We start from the raw sequence: 20,704 nt of genomic DNA, 5'->3' as shown, positions 1-20,704 counted from the left end.
ATGGATCGCGAGTTCCTCGACTTATACAATCGTGAACTGTCGCTGCTGTACGAGCACGCGGAAGACTTTGCCGACGAATATCCTGGCATCGCCGAGCGCCTCGGCGGGCTGATCCGCGATCGCTCAGATCCAATGATTTCGGGCCTGCTCGAAGGCGCCGCGTTCCTCGCTGCCCGCGTTCAGCTCAAGCTCAAGCACGAATTCCCGGAATTCACGGCAAACCTGCTCGAACAGCTGGTTCCGAACTATCTCGCGCCAACTCCATCTGCCATGCTGGTCAAGGTACAGCCACCCTATGCCGATCCGGCATTGCGCGACGGTAGGAAAATCGTGCGGGGCGCCTACTTCGATGCGAGCTACCGCGAAAGGGAACGGAGCCTCGCCTGCCGATTCAGGCTTTGCCGCGATATCGTGCTTTGGCCCTTTGACGTCACCAGTGCCGAATATTTCGCGACCGCGGGCGCATTGCAGGCTCTCGGGATTCCGGTCAGCGGTGAGGTCATTGCGGGGCTCAGGCTCTCCATGACCCACCGTACCGCAGCGCGGCTCGACGAAGAGCCGGCAGACGCGGAGGCACGCAACAAGCCGGAAACCTGGTTCGCGGGCTGCCGCACCGGCGAATTGCCCATTTATCTGACTGGCGCCGAATCCGATGCTATCGCGCTTTACGAACAGCTGACTTCGAACTGCGTCAACGTCTACTTTCGCTATCTCGACGATTTCGGTGATCCGGTCGTCATCCGGGCTCCGAACGACTGTGTGCAACAAGTTGGCTTCGGCGAGAAAGAATCCCTGTTTCCTAACGATAACCGGGTCTTTCGCGGCTCGGAGTTGTTGCGGGAGTATTTCCTGTTTCCGCGCAAGTTCCTTGGCATCAATCTGACGGGACTTCGCGCTGTGATGCCGCGGCTGCGCGGCAAGTCAATCGATATCGTCTTCGCGTTCGATGAGCACAACTCACGGCTTGCCGCCTCCGTCCGCGCTGAGACTTTCAGTCTCTATACTGCCCCGGCAATCAACCTGTTTGAGAAGACCACCGATCGCATCCCTGTCAAATCGAATACGCACGAATACCACGTGGTGCCCGACCGAAGCCGCTATCTCGAATACGAGCCGCACCAGGTGCTGGAGGTTTACGCGCACTTTCCCGCAGAAAAAGACAAGCGGCACGTGCGTCCGCTGTACTCCGCCGAAGTCGACCGGACGGCCGCATCGGTCGAGGGGCTTTACTTTACCGTTCGTCGGCTACCGCGGCGCCGCACTGTCGAGGAAAAGGCATATGGCACGGCCTCGGACTACACCGGGACAGACATGTTCCTTTCGCTGCTCGAGCCTGGCGACCTGAGTGGCGACAGATCCGCCGCCGAGCTGAGCGTCCGGGCGTTGTGCTCAAACCGGCATCTCACGGAACATCTGCCGGTCGGCCAGGGCGGAGCCGACTTTCGCCTGTTGGACGACACCTCGCTCGAACTAATGTGCATAGCCGGCCCCACCCGGCCACGCGAGCCGGTGGTGGCGCAGTTGCGCAGTCGCAGTCAAGTCGCCAACAGCGGCGTTGTCAGCTGGCGCCTGATCAACATGCTGAGCCTGAACTATCTCGGCCTCGTAGAAAGCGGCGGCGGCAAGAATGCCGGAGCACTGCGGGAGATGCTGTCACTGTTCGCCGACCAGTTCGACGACGCTACGGAACGAAAGATTCGCGGCGCGCGCAGCATCGAGAGCAGGCCCGTGGTGCGGCGGGTGCGAGAGCGTACCGGCAGTGGCGCAGCGCGTGGCCTGGAGATCACCGTCACTCTCGACGAGAAGGCATTCGAAGGCAGTGGCGTGTTCCTGCTCGGGGCTGTGCTGGAACGCTTCTTCGCCGACTATTCGGGCTTCAACACCTTCACCCAAACCGTCATCTCGACTTCGGAACGCGGCGAGATCATGCGCTGGCCGGCCCGCATGGGTACCCGGAGGCCGCTGTGACGCTGATCGACCAGATGAAGGCCGAGCCTTGGCGGTTCGATTTTTTTCAAACGCTCCGCCAGCTCGAGCGATCCAACCCGGATCAGCCGCGGATCGGCGACAGTGCCGCGCGTCGCGAGGAATTTGTTGACCTGGGTCAAACCCCCTATCTGGAATTCCCCGCTTCCAATCTAAGCTCGGTCGACGACCGCGATGGCAGGCTCAGGATCCTGGTCAAATTCCTCGGTCTGCTCGGACCGCAGGGCGCACTGCCGCTGGCCACCACCGATGAGAGCGTCGGCTGGCAGTTGATGCGGGACGATGCTTTTCCGCGCTTTCTCGACCTTCTCAATGGACGCTTTCTACAATTGTTCTTTCGTGCCTGGGCGGATGCACGGCCGATCGCGCAGCATGACCGGCCATCGGATGACCGCTTCATCGCCTATGTCGGCTCCTTTGCCGGCCTCGGCTCTGACATCTTTGCCAATCGCGACGCGGTACCGGACATGGCGAAGCTCAGCTTCGCGGGACTGGTCTCACCCAGGGCTAAGTCCGCGTCACGATTGGCCGGGCTGCTGCAGGGGCTGTTCGATGTCAGGGTCGAGATCGACGAATTTGTGGGCAGCTGGCTCCCGTTCGAGGCGAACTATTGCAGCCGCCTCGGCGCGGCGCATGCCAGGCTCGGCCACGACGCGCTTCTGGGCTCGCGGGTGTTCAGCGTCGAAGACAAAATCAGGGTTCGCGTTTTCGTGAAGGATTTCGCTCAATACGAGCAGTTCCTACCCACCGAAGCGCCTAACCTGTCCGAGCCGCTGGCTGACGCCGTCTACTTCTATATCGGCGACGAACTCGAGTGGGAGGTGGAACTCGCCATTCCGGCGGGAGCGGTCGTCCCGATCAAGCTGGGACAGAGCGGACGCCTTGGGTGGACCAGCTGGGTCTCACCGAACTGGGCCTCGACCGAGGAATATCGCCGCGATGCTCGCTTTAACCTTGCCGAGCGTCTGAGGGCCGGGCGAAGCGCCGCGACAGACGCCTCGCCCATTTGAACCTATGCACCGGTCCGATTGTCCTAACATCATGGAATTCGCGCCAATTTCCACGATGAGCAGGACATCGCCCCGGGGGATTGAGCAGGAGGCCCCACCGTGACCGACATCAGCCTTGAGGCCGTGACCGGAAAGCTGAACCGCGTTGGCTACGACGCCTTCATACAAGCCCTGCGTCACGCCAAAAGCGCGAGCAACCGCAACGTCGAGCTCGCGCACTGGCTGTTTCACATCCTGCAACAGGAAAGCACCGACTTCAGCCTTGCGGTGGATCACTACAAGCTGGACCGTGCGCGGCTGCTGTCGGACCTCGCAGGCGTCATCAACGGCTTCCGCAAGAACGAAACCGACATGCCCGGAGTCGCCAATTCGGTCATCGATATTCTCGACCGTGGCTGGCACTACGCCACGCTGTTCTTCGGCGAGACTCAGATCCGCACCGGCCATCTCTTGGTCGCCGGACTGAAATCGAATGAGATCCGTCGTACGCTCAACAACATCTCGCAGGAATTCGCCAAGATAAACGTAGACGCATTGGCCGCGGAGCACCGCGCTGTCTGGGCAGGCTCCGAGGAAGAGACCATGCGTCCGATGGACGGCTCTGGATTGACCGGTGCCGGCTCTGACGGTGCAGACCGGGCAAATCCCAAGGGAACAACGCCGCTCGACAGGTTCTCCCAGGATCTCACCGCCAAAGCGCGATCGGGCGAAATGGATCCAATCCTCGGTCGAGACGACGAAATCCGTCAATTGATCGACGTGCTGATGCGCCGGCGGCAAAACAATCCGATCCTCACCGGCGAAGCCGGCGTCGGCAAGACCGCCGTGGTCGAGGGATTTGCTCAGCGCATTGCTGCCGGCGAGGTGCCGCCGCCACTGCGTAACGTCAGGCTCTGCGCACTGGATATCGGCCTGATGCAGGCCGGCGCCTCGATGAAGGGTGAATTCGAGCAGCGCTTGCGCTCGGTGATCGACGAGGTACAGAATTCGCCTACCCCGATTATCCTGTTCATTGACGAAGCTCACACGCTGATCGGAGCCGGTGGCACGGCCGGCACCGGCGACGCGGCCAATCTCCTCAAGCCTCCCCTCGCCCGCGGCACGCTGCGTACCATCGCCGCGACCACCTGGGCAGAGTATCGCCAGTACATCGAAAAAGACCCCGCACTCACACGACGCTTTCAGCCGATCCAGGTCGACGAGCCGGATGTCGAGACCTGTTGCATCATGCTGCGCGGCCTCCTAGGCCCGATGGAGAAGCACCACGGCGTTCGGATTTCGGACGCAGCAATCGTGACCGCGGTCAACCTGTCGCATCGCTACATTCCATCCCGACAGCTGCCGGACAAGGCGGTCAGCCTGCTGGACACAGCCTCGGCGCGGGTAGCCATCAGTCAAAGCGCGACGCCGGCCCTGATCGAGGATACTCGCGTCGCTATTGCGGCTCGCGAGGCCGAACGATCGGCGCTGGTCAGCGACGGCGACCTCGGGGACGAGAACAGCGAGCGCATTGCCGCAGTCGACGGCGACATAGCCACGCTAAGGGACAAGCAGACCGGCCTTGAGGCCGATTGGGCCAGGGAACAGGAGCTCGTCAAGGACATCCGCAGCATTCGCGAAATTCTCTCCGAGAACGGCGACGAAGATCGAGCAGCGAAACGCATGGAGTTGCGCGGCAAGTTTGAAACACTGGAGGGCATCAATCCGGAAAAGCGGATGATCTACGCCCATGTCGACCAGCAGTCGGTGGCCTCTGTCGTGTCCGACTGGACCGGCATTCCGACCGGCAGAATGATGCGTGACGAAATCGAGACCGTCCTGAAGTTACCCGAAATTCTCAATCGCCGCGTGGTCGGCCAGTCCCACGGACTGACAATGATTGCCAAGAGAATCGAGACCAGCCGCGCCAGGTTGGACAATCCGTCCAAGCCAATTGGCGTTTTCATGCTGGCCGGACCGTCCGGCGTGGGGAAGACAGAAACCGCGCTCGCGCTTGCCGAAACCCTTTATGGTGGCGAGCAGAACATCATTACAATCAACATGTCGGAGTTCCAGGAGGCGCACACGGTCTCGACCTTGAAGGGCGCGCCTCCGGGCTATGTCGGCTATGGTGAAGGCGGTCGGCTCACCGAGGCGGTCCGGCGCAAGCCCTACAGTGTTATCCTGCTCGACGAAGTGGAGAAGGCCCATCCCGACGTCCATGAGATCTTCTTTCAGGTGTTTGACAAGGGGGTCATGGAAGACGGCAACGGTCGGCGAATCGATTTCAAGAACACATTGATCATTCTGACCACGAACGTCGGCACGGATCTGATCATGGGCCTTGCGCGCGATCCAAAGTATCGCAACGAGCCGGAAGACGTGGCCAAGCTGCTGCGGCCGGAGCTGTTGAAGGTGTTCCCTGCCGCGTTGCTTGGGCGCGTTGTCTCGATCCCCTACTTTCCGCTTTCAGACGAGATGCTTGCGGGCATCGTCAGATTGCAGCTCGACCGGATCGGACAGCGCCTCCGCGACAATCACAAGGCCGCCTTCGGCTATGACGATGCGGTCGTCGAGCACATCGTATCCCGCTGCAACGATCCGGACTCCGGCGGGCGGATGATCGATAACATCATCACCAACACGCTGTTGCCCGAACTGTCGCGTGAATTCCTCAGCAAGGCTCTCGCCAAGGAGGAAGTCAAGCAGACGCGCGTCTCGATCGTGAACGACAAGTTTGCATACTCGTGGAACTGACTGCGATGAACATCCAGACCGAGCACCGCCAGCCGGCCACCGGCGCCACACCATACGATGAGGTGTATTATCCCGGGCATGTCTACGGGCTCACTCACCCGAACCATCTGGCAACCATCGCGACCGTCTACGGCATGCGGCCGGCTCCAGTCGAGCACTGCCGGGTTCTGGAACTCGGCTGCGGCGTTGGCGGCAACCTGTTGCCGATGGCATTCCAATATCCGGACAGCGAATTCATCGGTATCGACCTGAGCGGTGTGACGATCGAGCGTGGGCAGCGAAACATCGCCGCATTGAGCCTGGGCAACATCAGGCTTCTACATTGCGACATCATGGATGTCGACGCGGCCTTCGGACAGTTCGACTACATCATCGCCCATGGCGTGTATTCATGGGTGCCGCCGATCGTGCGCGAGAAGATGATGACCATCTTCAAGCGAAATTTGGCGCCACAGGGGCTCTGCTACGTCAGCTATAACGCGCACCCGTTCTCGCATCTTCGCGACATGGTCCGCGACATGATGCGCTACCACACCCGGAGCATCACCGGGATGAAGGAGAAAGTCGGACAAGCCCGCGCCATCGTGAAATTTCTCAGCGAAGGATCGAAGTCCAGCTCGGTGCACGGTGCCGTCATGCGCGATCAGTGCAACCGCGTCCTCAATGCTCCGGACGAATTGCTCTTTCACGACGATCTCGATCAGGACGCGACAGCCTTCCTTTTGCACGACGTCGTCGAAGATGCCGGCCGGCACGGCCTGCAATATCTGAGCGATGCCGATTTTTCACGACGCCATCTTGCCGGTTATACTGAGGAGGTCCGCGCCACGCTGCAGCGCTTTCCCGAAAGCGAGTTCATGGCGCGCGATCAGTATCAGGACTTCATTGACGGCAACGGCTTTCGGCGTACGTTGCTGTGCCATGAGGACATCTCCCTTGACCGCCGGGTCGATCTCGACTTCGTCACCGGGTTCTATCTGCTAAGCACCTCAAGCCCATGTCGACCCGACGCCTGCCTCACCGACGATACCGAGATGGAGTTTGAAAATCAGAACGGGAGCCGAATCACGGTGACCGATCCGCTCCTGAAGGCCGCACATCTTTGTCTCGGCCGGGCCTGGCCGCGCGCACTCTCGTTCACTGAACTGCTCGATGGCGCCCGGGCGCTGCTAGAGGGCCGGCAAACAGGCGACGACCAACGGAAATTGACGGAAGCGCTCTATATCCTGGCTCGCAGCGGAGAGGTTTCCTTTCTGAAATCACCGCCCTTTCTCGTGACAGAAGTCACGGATCGACCGCACGCGAGCCTGCTCGCCCGCAAACAGGCGCAGACCGGCCCGCTCATCACCAATCTGCTCCACCAGACGGTGCAATTGGACGACGACAGGACGCGCCACTTCCTGCAGTTGCTCGACGGCTCTCGGACGATCGAGCAGATCACGGCCGAAATGATCGAAGCCTTCGGACCGACCATCCAGGTCAAGCAAATCGACGATGCCGGGCGGCCGGCCGAGCCGTTACTGCTATCGACGCGACAAAGCGTTGACCGTTCGCTGGCGACAGTCGGTAAGTTGGGTTTGCTGGTTTCCTGAGACCTGCAACTGTCGACCTCGGCAAAGATGGGCGGCAAGGAGCCGGGCTGTCATCTTGCGGGGTGGATGTTAGTCTCGGCGCTTAGCCGTCGTGGGTGTATTGCTGGCCGAGGAGCCAACCAGTGAGAATACCGCCCGGTCCGCCGGCATAGACCGGATCGAGGCCTACACCGGCGCGCAGCATCCGCCACTCATGCTCGCCGACCCAAGGAATCCCGGGATCACCTTTCTGATATTGCGACAACAGCGTTCCGGCGACCTCCGCGGCATTCGCGTAGATCGGGCCATTCGCCCAACGGGGTCGCGGTAGGCCCGTCATGCGGCAATAAAGCGCGGTGCAGACATAGGCGGACGCCTCCTCCGCATTGCCGTCAAGGCCGGTGCGCAGCAGGTCGTAGGCGGCATGCAAGGCTTCGTGAACGATATAGGCCTCGTCCAGCCGTCCCGTCGCCGACACGACTTCCAGCGTATTCGCCGCGACGGCCGTACCGTCCGCCCGGGTTCGCGCGACATCGTTATATTGCGCCGCAACGCCTGCCGCGAGATCGGTCGGAACCCCGACGGTGACCTGTCCCAACCGGATCGCGCGAGCGACGTGATGGAACGTTTGCGGGGCAATCGTCACGTGGCTGCCGCGGATCGGAAACCGGAAGCGAATGCGCGCGACCGCCGGGCCGTGGAGTACGTCGAGCACCCTGCTCCGCAATGACATCGGATCGTCCTTGTTGCTGACTGCTCCATAGAGCGTTGTCGGCGCTTCCAGTTGGGAGGTTCATTGAACCCGGCTACCTCGGGGCCAGACCAATCAAAATTGGTTCTGACCCGGAGCGCGACCTCGTGACGACCACCGATCCGACGACGACCGACACTTACCGGAAGATCGCAGCGCGGCTGACCATGCTTCGGCCGCAGATCGATCTGTCGAAATATTTCGCGGGGCCAAACCCCGATGTCCGCCTTTATGACGAAAAGGCCTATATCCGACGCCAATTGGAGAAGTATGGCGTCGCGGCCGCGACGAGCACGCTCGACGGCGTCACCTTTCTGCCGAAGAACTGGGAAGACCTGATCAAGATGCTCCGCATCGCCAAAACGTCGGACGGATTCGACGCCTTCGCCGAAGGAAAAAGCCCGGAGAAACCGTCGCATTGGGCCCTCGATTTGTCGATGGCAGCCACGATCGGCAAGGGATTTCGAGAGATCTGGCGTCCGAAGCTATCCGACAGGCCACTTTCAACGCGAGACCTCCCGGGCCGGCACGGCTTCGGGCTTGGGCGCGGCAGAGGCCAATGGAGCGACGACTATAGTGCGCAGTTCGGCAAGGACCCGCAACCCCAAGACATCACGTCGCTCCATTTCGCGGTAGCGCCTGATCGGGTCAACGTTCACATCGACGAGACAGGCTTCGTGTTCGAAGGCGCAGACGGCGCTCTCACGGTCGGACCGAATTTCGGGCACCACGCCGTCAACGAACTGTTTTGGAAGAGCAACCCCAATTTGCCGCGCTGGGCGATCGATCACATCGACCTGATCCTGCCGAACAGCGCCAACGATTTTTCGCGATTTGGCATATCGGTCGACCTGTATCAGCGTAAGGACCTGCGCGTCACCGTCACAGGGTCCTGCGGAATTTTCGGAGGATTCGAGTGCTCGGGAACGTTGAGCGTCAGTGGAACGCATGATCTGTTCGGCTCCAAGCCGAAAGGCACGCGCTGACGCGGATCGTAGTTCTGCGGTCCGGATCTGGGAGCCGATATGCCACAGTTGAAAGACAAGGTCGGTCGGTTTGCGACGACGGGTCGCAACTGCCAGAACTGGAAACAAGATCAGGAGCTCGTCATCTCGCTCCTCAACAAGATCGCCATTTCCGACGGGGGTGCGGAGAACACACTCAAGCCGCAAATGATCGTGACAGGTCATGCCAGCGACAGCCTCTACACCTCCATTCTGTTCTTCCAGAAAAAGCACTTCGCGGGCACACCTGACGGCTATATCCGGCCTGGCGGGCCAACTTTCAGCAGGCTCGTTGACCTCTCGACGAAGGCGGCCGCCAAACCTCCCTCTCCAAAGGGCCAATGGGATGGAATCACGACCCCATCCGTCGATGCCGCGCTTCGCAAGGGTTTGATCGACGATTCAAGGCTAGATTACGCGGAAGTGGTTGACATCATCAGGGCGACCGTCGCGGACGGCACGGTCACGGCATTCGAGCTGGACGACCTGACGACCATTGCGAGCACCTCCAGAACGCTCTCGCCGACTTCAAAAAAGCTCATCACGCTCTTCGTCGGTGACGAAAAGAAGAAGTGGCTTGGGGTTGGACCGTACGACCTCAATTCGGATCAAAAGAAACTCGCCGCGGAGATGGTCTGCGATTTCCTGAAGAACACGAGGACTACGTTCTTTCCGAAGCTCGACCCGCACCGCGTCGGGATAGGCATTCTCAGGCGCATCGCGAAGCCGAGCCTCATCGATCAGGATCAGGCGAGTCTATGCGGACCGTCTGCGCTGATGTTCAGCTACGCATCCGACAAGCCGGGGCAGTATGCGCGGTTCGCCATCGACCTGTATCAGAAGGGGCAAGCGAGCCTCGGCCGCCTACTGATCAAGCCGGGAAAGGACGTGAAGAACTACTTGCCGCCCTACTCGCTGGACCACGTCGATTGGCTGACATGCGCCTCCATCCGCGACTCCGAAAATTGGTTCCTCGATTTTGACGACACCGGCAGAATAAGCGATGTCGCTGGAATCACCGTGCCGAGCGAAATGGAGCAATGGTTCCGCAAGGCGGGATACCAGGACGTACGTGAGGAGACCAATCTGAAATTCAGCAAGGGCATCGACAACGTCATGGAAGCCAACGCCCTGCTCGCCGGCGGATACCGCGTATGCCTTTTCATAAGCGCTAACATGATCGAATATGACGACCAGTCTGACGAAGGCTCCGTGCTCACGCGGCACTGGGTCGTCTTGCGCGACAAGATTCAAGTGTCGAGCGGAAACGTGACGACAACGATCTTCACCTGGGGCAAGGGAGACTACGCGATCCCGCACCCGAGCAAAGGCGGGGCTCTGAGGCCCCTGCCCCTTGCGGATTTTTTGATGAATTATTACGGCTACGTTGCTGCCAAGGCGTAAGCGGCGCTCGCCGGTATTCGCCTTCTACCGAGGCGATTTTCCCTCAATCGTTATATGCGGTGCTAGGAATTCGCGCGCCGGCACGCTCACCCGTACCAGAGCAGCCACTTGGTCACGCTTCGGACCCACAAGAAGATCTCGGCCATGAACCCGCCGTCAACGTGGCGGTCTGAATAGCGGTGACATTGCGGCTTCGATGGGAGATTCTTCATGGTCGACCAACCATCGGCCTGCGCGGACGCGTGCGTCCTTTGATCCGGATCTGGTCGTACCAGTAAATCCAATTATACTTCCTTACCAACCCTCCCATGGGTGGTAGATGAGCGAGCCTCCAATACAGGTCAGGCTGGCTGAGCCTGAACCGCTCGATTATCTGCACGGGCGATGGAGATGTGTTCTGCGGATTGTCAAGGAAGACGGCCGCTTCCCACAACGCATCATCGGGCGCAGGATCTTTGCCTTTATAGGGGCCTTCGGTCGGCCCATAGAACGCTCTGAAGAGCGGAGGCCCGCCCTTATCGGACACGTATATGTTCGTCAAAATGACTGCAAGATACTCTTCAGAATCCTGGTACCAATGGTCTGCTGGGGCAAAGTTCATCACGCCGGCTATCATTCGTGAGGCGTGAACGAGTTCGTGATACAGTACCTCGTCGGTTGCCATTGCGGGGGCATGGCCATGGTGAGCCTTCTTGAATTTCTTTCGGAGAAGCTCTGCTTTCTCGGGCGAAAACAAGACATCACAATTTGCGCCCCCGCCTTTTCCGACGACTTTGAACATTTCCTTTTTCTTTGGATCGGCAGTTAGGCGGGCACCGCGGGCAATGATATATTGCTGTTGATCAAGGTCGTCGGCCACCGTCAGTGCGTTGGCGTCATCCAGGTTATATGGACGAATTCTCGCGAACGATGGTTTGCTGGTACCGAATTCGTCAAGCAACGCCCGGCCAGTCGGGTGGCTTTGTATTTGTTTCAGGAGACCGACAATCTGACGCCTATAGCCGTTCTTGGCCGCCAAGTATTTCTGCTTCAGCGACTCGAATTTGCCGGCATGGGTGTCGGCACTCTCATGGTTCACCACCATCCACGATCCCATGCTTCGGAAGGCTATGAGAATGCCGTTCGGCAGTCCTTCATCTACCACGGGATCGCCTAGATCCCACTGCAACATCGAAGCATCAAGTGGCGATGCATGCTTCTCGATATATTTGTTGAACTTTTTATACTGCTCGTTCTGCTGAAAGCTAAGACCTAAAAAATCGTAATCCAGCTCCGTAAGATCAACATCGTCGGCCATGGCAACTCTCCATGTTATGCTTTCGGCCACGCGATGGTCCGCCGAGAAACTACGCTGAATAGTCGCGAAGCAGATACGAACGGTTCGTCCGGTCTCGAACACACGACCGTGATAGGTAGCGTCGCGGTTCCACGCCGGGTTGAACCGATTTGAACAAGGGCGAGACATACATGTCAGGGATCTTGTATCGACCTTCTACGGGGACCGCATCATGGCATGCACGGAACCGGAGATTACGCCTTGGCCCGAACGGGTGCGGCGCACGGGTGAGCTAAAGATATTCCCTGGGCCGAGCTTCACCCCAAGCGTTTGGGTGAATGATCTCGATACAGCGATCACGACGATCAACGACCTTCTCAAGCAGAACGGCGTCTATCTTGCGTTCAGAAAGGCTGACAGCGCAGCTAGCAGCCCGATCGTGGCCGAAACGTATCCGGGTTCCGGCCTCCACGGCAGCGCCGTACAGACCGTCGTCGACTCACGTAGTGGCCCTTCGATGAGTTCAGTGAAGCTGCGAGTGCCTGCAACCCCGAAAGTCGGCCGCGCTGACGCTGGCCAGGCAATGCGGCTCCATATCCTTGTGCACGAACTCGTCCATTGCATTGGCCTCTCGAATTGCGCACATAGCAACGATGACGTCTTCATAGGGGCACTAGTCATCGATAGCAGCGGCACGGTCCCACCCCCGAAACTAGGTGGGTACACGATCTCAAGAATCAAGAAGGCGTGGCCAGAGACGTGGGTCAGCGTGCAAGGCGGCGCTCTCGCCAAACAATCAGCCGATGAGCTGAGAAAATCGATGGAAGGAATCAAACTCTAGCCGATCGAGCAACGTCTGCGAAAAACGTCGCCATCGAGAGCTTCTTCTGGTCGCTCAAGACCGAACGCACCGCGCGCAAGATCCATCGTACCAGGAAAGAGGCCAGAGCAGATGTGCTCGATTACATCGAGCGGTCGTGTTGAGTTCGCGCGCAAGGTGGGATTAGCTTAACAACCCGTCCATCAGACCGGCAGCAGCTCAATCTGCACCTAGGAAGCCGCCAGCTTGAAGAGGGAGGCGTGATAGATATTGGTGTCGAAGCTCGCGCTCCCTTGAGCGCACCACTCTCGGAATGGGCTAAGCCAACAACAGTAATGCTCAGGCCGGCAAGAGCTGCTATTTTGACAACGCGGAACATCGTAGCGTCCCAGCTTATTCGGATCAGTAGCAATATGCAGCCGGCCCGTTCAAGCACAGTGAACACGATCAGTAAAGTTGAGCCTTTTGGCTAGATGCCACGTTAATGATAGTGATCCAACGCTCGATAGTCGTTTCTCTATTGGTCCTCGCGCCGACCGAAGCGGCACTAATAACACCTCTGCTGCCACTGTCAGCGCTTGGTTCATCAGCTCTCCTCTGCTACGTTAGGGTGATTAACTTCCTCTCCCGGAATTCCACCAATAGCGGCGATTTGGGGGAGGCTTGCAGCATAAGACTAGACAAGAATCCGTTCTCCCAGCCTCTCATGAGCGCGGGAACGTTCATGTTTTCCTGGTGGATCCTCAATGAGGAAGCCCGCTTATTTTTATCACGGCTCGCGCGCGCAGGTCGAACGCCTGGAGCCGAGCAAGGCGCGAAGCGGCGAGCCACGCGCCGTCTTTGCTTCGCCGGAGCGCGCCTACGCGACAGCGTTCGGCCTGCCCATCGTCCCCGACCCCAAGGGCAGACGGAGTTGGTCTTTCCACTATCGCGGCGGAGCCCCGCGCGTCACGATCCACTGCGGGTCACTTGACCTCACGCGCCACGGCTACCTGTACCGGGTGCCGTCAAAGGATTTTGTACGGCTCGATGACCGGCAATGGCTGTCCTACGAGCCTGTAGTACCGCGCGACTGCGAATTCGTCCGGGGCGCAGATTATGCGCACTGGATCGAAACGTTGCCGGCCACGAGAGCCAGACTGCGCATCGCTCCGTGCATTTCGCCGTCGTCTCGCGACATCGACTTCGACTCGATTGAGAGGCAGGCCACAGCCGCCTTTCAATTGCCCGCGCATTCAATTCACGGACCATCGCACTGGCGGCGGGTCGAGCAGAATGGCCTGATGCTGGCAAGGCGTTCCAGCGCGGATACCGACGTCGTGCGCCTGTTTGCGCTCATTCACGATTGCAAGCGCCAGGATGATTTCGCCGACAGCAGGCACGGCATGCGGGCCGCTGAATTCGTGGCCACAATCCGGCACCTCCTCCCCACATTGGACCAGGCGAATTTCGAGCGGCTTCAGCTTGCCTGTGCGCTGCACTCGGGCGGCCAGAGACATCCCGATCCCACGATCGGGACGTGCTGGGACGCCGATCGGCTCGATCTCACTCGTGTTGGCGCGGTGCCCGACGCTCGTCTCATGAGCACAGATTTCGGCCGCCACCTGGCCGAACGCCAATCGCGGTTTGCACCGAAATACCGTGTACGCGATGCGACGCCGAACTGGATTCATAGTTATGGCGGTCTTTGATCGATGACCAAACCTAGATTTGCGAGCGAGGACAAATCAACCACGGAGCCGACCCATGAAGAAGCCCGGAAAGCGGATGCGGACACTGCGCGTCGTGTTCAAGACAAAGGAACGAGCGCTGGCGGCACAGGTCGCCAAGGTGATCAACGAGGTAATGGGTGGAAGACCAGTGCTCCTTAAACCCGGACAGGGCGAGCAGGGATGGACCCAAGATGTGGGCCCGCCACCCTGGGGGCAGAACTGGGCACAGATCGATCCGCCGGATGGCGGCTGGAACCGAGGCATCGATCTTCCCAGCGGCGGTGCGGTGAGCAACCCGGCCGTGCGCGCCATGCGACGCAAGAACGTCAAGAAGGCGCTCTCGGCTGCAAAGAAGCGACGCAGCTAGGGGGTTGAGCCCATGTACTTCGTCATGAAGCTCAGCAAGCTCTGCAACCTGCGCTGCGCTTACTGCTACGAGTACGAAGAACTCGGCGAAAAGGCCAGGATGCCGATAGAACGTCTGGCCTTCTTCTTCGAAGGCGTTGCACACTACTATCAGAAGAGCGGCTGGCAGTTGCCATTGCATTTCGTGCTGCATGGCGGCGAGCCGGCCCTGCTGCCCCTCGACTACATCCGTTCCTTTGCGGCCTTGCAGCGCCAGTATCTCGCCAGCCGTTCGATTCCCTATCTGACGTCTCTGCAGAGTAATCTTACCCGCACGAGCGACGCCTTCCTGGAAACATTGGTCGAAACCGGCATCACGCTCGGCGCTTCCATCGACGTTTTCGGAGCCCAGCGCCTCAATCTTGCAGGCCGTGACTCGCAGGAGCGCGTGCTCGATAATCTCCAGCGACTGTTCGACCGCGATATCGTGCGGCGCCTGTCGGTCGGCGCGATCACGGTCCTTCATCGAGAGAACTGCGCTGATGCCGTGAATACGTTCCACTTCTTCAATTCGCTCGGGCTGAGTTACCGCATCCTGCCCGTTTTCAGCCTCGCTGATCCGCCCCCGCGCATGAAGCACCTGACGCTGGCCCCACACGAGGTCGTGACAGCGCTACAAAAGGTGGCGCGCGCCCACACAAGATGCGCCTCCACAATCCAGATCCATCCGCTGCAGGAGTACATGACCGCCGCGGTTCGCTATCTCGCCGGGCAACGATCGGCGCCATACGATCCCGAAAAAATGGAATGGGCGCTGATCGTGAACACGAACGGCGATGCCTACAATCACTCCGAGGCCTATACCGCCGACGGCCTGCTCGGAAATATCTTTAGGCAGCCGCTTGGCGACATCCTGGGCTCGGACGCTCGCAGGCGGACGCTCGAAATCCGCGCGAGGCGGGCGCGCACCTGCGAAGCCTGTTTGTACGATGCCTGCTGCTCGCGAGTTCCGATCGTCGAGGCGCTTCCGTCGGAGCGCGCCTATGATGCGGCAAACTCGCTGCGATGCTTGGTTGCCCGGCCGATGATCGAATTCCTCGTCGACCAGATCCAGCGCGACAAGGCGGCGATTACCACCATTCGTCGCCGGTCGAAACCTTCGGAACGCCGGGGCAAGGCGACCAGCAAGATGATCTCGCTTGCGGTCGGCTGACCGTTCCAATTGATTGCCTGCCCGCGCGCCCGCGCCGCGGATGCAGTGGCTCACTGCGCTAACCATCCAATTAAACTGCTCGAAACTTCCGGTACGACTATGCTGCTCGAGCGTAGAGACGAGTTTAACGAGCAAATAAGGTCGCTTACCCATGTAATGGCAACGAGCGACATGCCGATGGCACCAAATCTTGGATGTGCAGACAATCACTTAGCCGCACTCAGGCGGCAGTGCTTTTATCTTGCCCTACACCCTACCTGCGTAAGCGTCCGAATCCCGCACGACTTTCCGAGAGTGCGTTGTCGTTCCATATCGGGTTCCTTGCTGCATTGGAGGATCTCCGGTGGGTACGGAATATTTCAAGAACGAAGCGCGTCGCTCTTTTTGGTCGGTACACGTTGAGGCGTGGCGGCGAAGCGGTCTCAGCAAGCGCGAATACTGTCGTCAGCATCGTCTCAGTGGCGGCACATTCGATCGCTGGCTTCGGCATCTGATTGACGTTGAAACGCTGAAAGTACGTGCGGAATTGCGTCGCGAGGAACGTCGGGAGCGGCTCCGCAAGAAGCGGAGTCCAGTGTCGAAGGACCAGCGCTGCAGAGCCGTCCAAGCGTTCTGGGCAATGCACGTTGAAGCGATGAGGTGGTGCGGACTGAGCATCCAAGCCTATGCCCGGGCACATGGCATATCGCAGCACAGCCTGAAACGGTGGCGCGATCGGATCGACGCCAATGAGGTGGAAATCGACTGGCGGACGCAGCTTCATCCGAGTGCCCGCCCACTAATAAGCACTAGTGTTAGCAGCGCTGCTAAGGGGGCTCGCGCCAGAAGCCGCTTGACAGATCCACCAACCGTCGATCCGCCGAGCGACGAACGCGCCAACCGGCGTCGCTTCAGTGAGGAGGAAAAGCTCGCGATCGTCACCGACTCTGAGCTCCCTGGTGCCACCGCTGCCGAGGTTTGCCGGCGCCACGCCATCGTAACCAGCATGTTGTTCCGGTGGCGGGTACAGTTCGGGTTCAGCAAGCGAGTGCCGGCGAAATTGGCGGCTGTGAAGGTCGCCGGCGCACAATCCGCAACGCTTGTCCTGAACGATCTGTTGCAGCCGCCTGACGGCATGACGGTTATCGAACTGCACGATGGGCGTCGCGTCTTCGCACCGATCGGCAGCGATCCGGATGCAGTCCGTCGCCACGTCATTGAGCAGGAGACAGTCCAATGATGATCGTGCCGGCCGGCGTGAAAGTGCATCTGGCTTTGGGGTATACTGACATGCGGAAGGGCCTGGATGGCCTCGCCGCGCTCGTTCAGGAACACCTCAAGAAGGATCCATTCTCCGGCCACTTGTTTGCCTTCCGAGGCAAGAAGGCGAGCACGCTGAAGATCCTGTTCTGGGACGGCAACGGGCTTTGCCTGTTCAGCAAGAGGCTCGATCAAGGCGGCTTCATCTGGCCGAGAATGAGCGATCCCGGCGGCACGGTGACGCTGTCTCCAGCGCAGCTTGCCATGCTGATCGAAGGCATCGACTGGCGCACGCCGGAGCGTCGATGGCGGCCCGCAATCGCCGGCTGAGAAATTGCAAAAAACCGCATAAAATACAGGGAATCCGCTTCGTCGAATCAGCATGCCCGAGTAGAATCGGTCATGCAGCTCGACCTCGACAATCTGCCGTCGGACACTGCGCTTCTGCATCGCTTGGTGCGCGACATTGCCTCGGTCATCGCGCATCGAAACGGCGAGATCCAGCGTCTTCAAGCAATCATCAAACAGCTTCAGCGCGCACAATTTGGGCGTCGTTCCGAGCGTCTCGACGCCGATCAGTTCGCCCTTGGGCTTGAAGACCTGGACATCGATCTGTCGGCTGTCGAGGCAGATCAAGCCTCGGTGGACGCGTCTGCGCCGACGCAGAAGCTGCAGCCGAAGCGCAAACCGTTGCCGGACCATCTGCCCCGCGAAGAGGTCGTGCTCAACGTCGATAGTGAAAGCTGTGCATGCTGCGGCGGCGCGCTGCATGCGATCGGTGAGAGCGTCAGCGAGATGCTGGACTGGGTGCCGGCGCAGTTGCGGGTGGTGCGCGTCTGCCGTCCGAAATATGCCTGCCGCAGTTGTGGTACGATTACCCAGGCGCCGGCGCCGGAACGACCCATGGCTGGCGGTTTGGCCACACCAGCGTTGCTCGCCCAAGTTCTGGTCAGCAAATATTGCGACCACACACCACTCTATCGGCAGGCGCAGATTTTTGCCCGTCATGGCGTCGAACTGGAGCGCTCGACACTCGCCGGATGGGTTGGCGGCGCGTGCTGGTGGTTTGAGGCCCTGCACGACCGGCTGTGCAAGCACATCTTCGCGTCGGATCACCTGTTTGCCGACGACACTCCAATCCCTGTGCTCGATCCAGGCCGAGGCCGCACCAAGATCGGACGACTGTGGGTGTATGCCCGCGAACAACGCGGCTGGGCTGGGCCCGAGCCGCCGACTGCGGTTTATGTGTTCGCGCCCGACCGGAAAGCGGAGCGCCCGGCGGCGCATCTGACGCACTTCAAGGGCGTTCTGCACGTCGACGGTTACGCGGGATTCGAGCGGCTGACGGCCGCCGGAAACATCACTCTCGCCGCATGTTGGGCGCACGCCAGGCGCAAGTTCTACGAGGTCGCGCAAGCCGAGGACACGCCCATCGCGCACGAGGCCCTGCGTCGCATCGCTAGCCTCTATGCCGTCGAAGCGCAGGTGCGTGGTCAATCTCCGGCGCATCGGCTGGCCGCGCGGCGCGCACTCGCCAAGCCGATCGTTGACGGCCTTCGCCTTTGGCTCGAGGCACACCTCCCGCAACTGCCCGGCCGCAGCAATCTCGCCGAAGCGATCCGGTATGCGCTGTCGCGCTGGGATGGATTGACCCGCTTCCTGCACGACGGTCGCATCGAGCTCGACACGAACCCCGTCGAGCGGGCGATCCGACCTGTGGCGCTCGGCCGCAAGAACCATCTCTTCGCCGGTAGCGATGGCGGCGGGGAACGATGGGCAATCCTCTGTTCGCTGATCGAAACGTGCAAGCTCAATGACGTCGAGCCTTACGCGTACCTGCGCGACGTGCTCACGCGCATGGTCGATGGACATCCGATCAACCGTCTCGACGAACTGCTGCCGTGGGCCTGGAAACCGATGAATCATGTCAATACCTGACCAACGTGCGAGAGCGGGACGCTAACCTACCTGCTCCATGGCTGGCCTAGCTTTGCTCAAATTGCCAAGTCGATCCATCGCATGTTCGATTGAAGCGGCCTGAAACAGCGCCCCTTCGCACACCGAACGGACGCCGATGCGAGCTCCGAGAGCCTGCGCGAAGACGTCATTCCCCTCGCGAAACTGGCGGAATGCCACGCCCCTAGATCGAAAATCAGAGCCCGATCCGCCGCAAAATTCCAAGCGATCGATCCAAAATGCTACGCCAAAACCCTTCCATCAATCGCATTTTTCCCCATGCGAAGCCCCTTGTCGGAGCACAAAATGCCCTCCCGCTTCCTTCTCAAAGCGGCGCAACAAACGCAAAAAAGCCCCGCCTCCGAGGAGGCGGGGCCGATGATCCCTGAGGATCAGTCGCCGCTGCGGCGGGACCAGATCAGGCTGAAACCTTCCTCACCTTCGACCTTCACCAGCGAGGCGTAGATCGGGGCCGGGAAGCTCGGATCGTCGAGCTTGACCGAGAGATATTCGCGATCGCTGTCGCGGACGGTCCTCTTCCAGGCGGCGCCGAACTCGGTTGCTCCTGCAAAGATACGGTAGTCGGGAGCCTTGTCGTTGTCCTTCTCGGATGCCACGAGCTTGGCCTTGATGTTGAGCGTCAGCGTCTTGATCGAGCCGGTGTAGCCGGTGTCCGACGCGGTGAAAGTGCCGATGGTCGCCATGGTCGTCTCCGTCTGCTTTGCTCTCGGTGCCGGTAAGCAGACAGGCACGAAAAACGATACGTGAAGGCCATCGCAGACAGCGCAAGCCCGTTCAGGAAACCTTGCACATTTTCGGCCAGCCAAGCCCGCTGGTGCGCCCCGAGCGCCGGCCCGCTGTCTTGAGCGCCCGATCAACGCGAACGCATGCTCGCCCGCCTGCGCGTCACGGCGGGGCATGCGGAGATGCAGTTCCTACCTCCAACGGACTATGAAATAAGCCAGCTTGGCAGCACATCTGATAGGAGCCCCCAGCCAGATAGGTAGCCCCCCAACTGCTGGAGGAAAACCCGTCCGGGACGGGTTGGCGGCCCCTACTGGGGCCGTTTAATTTCCGAACGAAAGCCGGGGACCGGATCCCAGAATTTCATCGAGCAGCCTATTGGCAGCTCCCGGGTGGGGTGGCCCCCTTCCGGGAGGGGGCGGGTCGCATCACTCAGCGGCTTGCCGCTGGCGTGCGCGTTGCGGAGGCGTAGATGTGCAGCATGAACGGGTCGACGTTGCGGCCCAGCTCGGTGACGATGACGGGCACGCGCTTGGACATCAGCCCCGCGATGAAAGCGACATCACGCGAGAGCCGATCAAGCTTGGCCACGATGATGGGCGCTTTGGCCTTGCGACCGCGGGGACAATTCAACGGCGCCATGGGCGCCAATGCCTTCCTCCAGAATTGCGGACGAGCTTTTGGGTGGCGTGCTAACACGCTTTCCAGCCTTAGCCATGGTGATCGACCCTTCGATGATTGAGGTTAGGGCCGGACCGGAAGTGACAGCTTCCGCCCGGCTTGTATTTATGGTAGACCTAAATTCATGAGGAAGTCAATAAAGGTAGACCAAAAATCAAAACGGGGGCGCCCTTCCACGGGGCGCGACCCCATTGTCCCATCTAGGCTACCTGCCGCCCCCGCTGCCGCCGTCGACGCGTGGCCCGCGGAGCGCGAA

16 protein-coding genes and 2 pseudogenes are annotated in these 20,704 nt (G+C 60.2%); 14 read left to right on the top strand and 4 right to left on the bottom strand.

The window, feature by feature from the left end; translation table 11 throughout:
- From tssF to FNJ47_RS11230, 4 genes are all read left to right on the top strand, one after another.
- Window positions 1-1,968 carry a type VI secretion system baseplate subunit TssF gene (gene tssF, locus FNJ47_RS11245; protein WP_163153142.1) on the top strand — a complete coding sequence of 656 codons (1,968 nt, stop codon included), beginning with the start codon at window positions 1-3 and terminating at the stop codon, window positions 1,966-1,968.
- On the top strand, window positions 1,932-2,996 hold the full coding sequence (gene tssG / locus FNJ47_RS11240; RefSeq protein WP_163153161.1) for a type VI secretion system baseplate subunit TssG: 1,065 nt from the start codon (window positions 1,932-1,934) through the stop codon (window positions 2,994-2,996). Before tssF ends, tssG begins: the two co-directional genes overlap by 37 nt.
- Window positions 2,997-3,095: 99 nt before the next feature.
- The gene (gene tssH, locus FNJ47_RS11235) at window positions 3,096-5,732 is read left to right on the top strand and encodes a type VI secretion system ATPase TssH (protein WP_163153141.1); all 2,637 of its coding nucleotides are present in this window, start codon (window positions 3,096-3,098) and stop codon (window positions 5,730-5,732) included.
- A gap of 5 nt (window positions 5,733-5,737) precedes the next feature.
- Window positions 5,738-7,324 carry a class I SAM-dependent methyltransferase gene (locus FNJ47_RS11230; protein WP_165445639.1) on the top strand — a complete coding sequence of 529 codons (1,587 nt, stop codon included), beginning with the start codon at window positions 5,738-5,740 and terminating at the stop codon, window positions 7,322-7,324.
- An 82-nt stretch (window positions 7,325-7,406) separates the two neighbouring features.
- On the opposite strand, the gene FNJ47_RS11225 is transcribed toward FNJ47_RS11230, so the two are convergent.
- Complete coding sequence (locus FNJ47_RS11225) at window positions 7,407-8,036, bottom strand: hypothetical protein (protein ID WP_163153139.1); 630 nt, start codon at window positions 8,034-8,036, stop codon at window positions 7,407-7,409.
- A gap of 125 nt (window positions 8,037-8,161) precedes the next feature.
- Between FNJ47_RS11225 and FNJ47_RS11220 the strand changes: the two genes are divergently transcribed.
- Window positions 8,162-9,040 (top strand): hypothetical protein, encoded by an 879-nt coding sequence (locus FNJ47_RS11220; RefSeq protein ID WP_163153138.1) that lies wholly within the window; start codon window positions 8,162-8,164, stop codon window positions 9,038-9,040.
- 39 nt (window positions 9,041-9,079) lie between these two features.
- On the top strand, window positions 9,080-10,462 hold the full coding sequence (locus tag FNJ47_RS11215; protein WP_163153137.1) for a hypothetical protein: 1,383 nt from the start codon (window positions 9,080-9,082) through the stop codon (window positions 10,460-10,462).
- A 208-nt stretch (window positions 10,463-10,670) separates the two neighbouring features.
- On the opposite strand, the gene FNJ47_RS11210 is transcribed toward FNJ47_RS11215, so the two are convergent.
- On the bottom strand, window positions 10,671-11,759 hold the full coding sequence (locus FNJ47_RS11210) for a M91 family zinc metallopeptidase (RefSeq protein ID WP_163153136.1): 1,089 nt from the start codon (window positions 11,757-11,759) through the stop codon (window positions 10,671-10,673).
- Between the two features lie 211 nt (window positions 11,760-11,970).
- Here FNJ47_RS11210 and FNJ47_RS11205 point away from each other — a divergent pair, with 211 nt between their 5' ends.
- The 8 genes and pseudogenes from FNJ47_RS11205 to tnpC all read left to right on the top strand — a co-directional run bounded on the left by FNJ47_RS11205 (window position 11,971) and on the right by tnpC (window position 19,005).
- Window positions 11,971-12,579, top strand: coding sequence for a hypothetical protein (locus FNJ47_RS11205; protein ID WP_163153135.1), 609 nt, complete (start codon window positions 11,971-11,973; stop codon window positions 12,577-12,579).
- A 23-nt stretch (window positions 12,580-12,602) separates the two neighbouring features.
- Window positions 12,603-12,713 (top strand): annotated as a pseudogene (locus FNJ47_RS11200) (IS3 family transposase); the annotation flags it as partial.
- A gap of 591 nt (window positions 12,714-13,304) precedes the next feature.
- Window positions 13,305-14,249 (top strand): HD domain-containing protein, encoded by a 945-nt coding sequence (locus FNJ47_RS11195; RefSeq protein ID WP_163153134.1) that lies wholly within the window; start codon window positions 13,305-13,307, stop codon window positions 14,247-14,249.
- 55 nt (window positions 14,250-14,304) lie between these two features.
- Window positions 14,305-14,637 (top strand): hypothetical protein, encoded by a 333-nt coding sequence (locus tag FNJ47_RS11190; protein WP_163153133.1) that lies wholly within the window; start codon window positions 14,305-14,307, stop codon window positions 14,635-14,637.
- 24 nt (window positions 14,638-14,661) lie between these two features.
- Window positions 14,662-15,828 (top strand): radical SAM protein, encoded by a 1,167-nt coding sequence (locus tag FNJ47_RS11185; protein WP_163153132.1) that lies wholly within the window; start codon window positions 14,662-14,664, stop codon window positions 15,826-15,828.
- Window positions 15,829-16,171: 343 nt separating this feature from the next.
- Window positions 16,172-17,047: an IS66 family insertion sequence element accessory protein TnpA gene (gene tnpA, locus FNJ47_RS11180; protein WP_163153131.1), complete on the top strand. Its 876-nt coding sequence runs from the start codon at window positions 16,172-16,174 to the stop codon at window positions 17,045-17,047.
- Window positions 17,047-17,397: an IS66 family insertion sequence element accessory protein TnpB gene (tnpB, locus tag FNJ47_RS11175; RefSeq protein WP_430649373.1), complete on the top strand. Its 351-nt coding sequence runs from the start codon at window positions 17,047-17,049 to the stop codon at window positions 17,395-17,397. The genes tnpA and tnpB overlap by 1 nt, the downstream gene beginning before the upstream one ends.
- 72 nt (window positions 17,398-17,469) lie before the next feature.
- Window positions 17,470-19,005 carry an IS66 family transposase gene (gene tnpC, locus FNJ47_RS11170; protein ID WP_163153130.1) on the top strand — a complete coding sequence of 512 codons (1,536 nt, stop codon included), beginning with the start codon at window positions 17,470-17,472 and terminating at the stop codon, window positions 19,003-19,005.
- A 410-nt stretch (window positions 19,006-19,415) separates the two neighbouring features.
- Here the strand turns inward: tnpC and FNJ47_RS11165 are convergent, their stop codons facing one another.
- Window positions 19,416-19,727, bottom strand: coding sequence for a DUF736 domain-containing protein (locus tag FNJ47_RS11165; protein WP_163153129.1), 312 nt, complete (start codon window positions 19,725-19,727; stop codon window positions 19,416-19,418).
- A gap of 502 nt (window positions 19,728-20,229) precedes the next feature.
- Window positions 20,230-20,382: pseudogene (locus FNJ47_RS11160) on the bottom strand (recombinase family protein); the annotation flags it as partial.
- Window positions 20,383-20,704: the final 322 nt, after the last annotated feature.

Origin of the sequence: Bradyrhizobium uaiense (assembly GCF_010811875.1) — a bacterium.
GTDB classification, from domain to species: domain Bacteria; phylum Pseudomonadota; class Alphaproteobacteria; order Rhizobiales; family Xanthobacteraceae; genus Bradyrhizobium; species Bradyrhizobium uaiense.
The sequence above is the reverse complement of the archived record's forward strand: the minus strand, read 5'-3'. Positions and strand labels throughout refer to the sequence as shown.

Bases quoted from the DNA above. Each gene is read 5' to 3' on its own strand.
- tssF (WP_163153142.1), top strand. From the start codon at position 1: ATGGATCGCGAGTTCCTCGACTTATACAATCGTGAACTGTCGCTGCTG.
- FNJ47_RS11230 (WP_165445639.1), top strand. From the start codon at position 5,738: ATGAACATCCAGACCGAGCACCGCCAGCCGGCCACCGGCGCCACACCA.
- FNJ47_RS11225 (WP_163153139.1), bottom strand. From the start codon at position 8,036: ATGTCATTGCGGAGCAGGGTGCTCGACGTACTCCACGGCCCGGCGGTC.
- FNJ47_RS11215 (WP_163153137.1), top strand. From the start codon at position 9,080: ATGCCACAGTTGAAAGACAAGGTCGGTCGGTTTGCGACGACGGGTCGC.
- FNJ47_RS11210 (WP_163153136.1), bottom strand. From the start codon at position 11,759: ATGGCCGACGATGTTGATCTTACGGAGCTGGATTACGATTTTTTAGGT.
- FNJ47_RS11205 (WP_163153135.1), top strand. From the start codon at position 11,971: ATGGCATGCACGGAACCGGAGATTACGCCTTGGCCCGAACGGGTGCGG.
- FNJ47_RS11195 (WP_163153134.1), top strand. From the start codon at position 13,305: ATGAGGAAGCCCGCTTATTTTTATCACGGCTCGCGCGCGCAGGTCGAA.
- FNJ47_RS11190 (WP_163153133.1), top strand. From the start codon at position 14,305: ATGAAGAAGCCCGGAAAGCGGATGCGGACACTGCGCGTCGTGTTCAAG.
- FNJ47_RS11185 (WP_163153132.1), top strand. From the start codon at position 14,662: ATGAAGCTCAGCAAGCTCTGCAACCTGCGCTGCGCTTACTGCTACGAG.
- tnpB (WP_430649373.1), top strand. From the start codon at position 17,047: ATGATCGTGCCGGCCGGCGTGAAAGTGCATCTGGCTTTGGGGTATACT.
- tnpC (WP_163153130.1), top strand. From the start codon at position 17,470: ATGCAGCTCGACCTCGACAATCTGCCGTCGGACACTGCGCTTCTGCAT.
- FNJ47_RS11165 (WP_163153129.1), bottom strand. From the start codon at position 19,727: ATGGCGACCATCGGCACTTTCACCGCGTCGGACACCGGCTACACCGGC.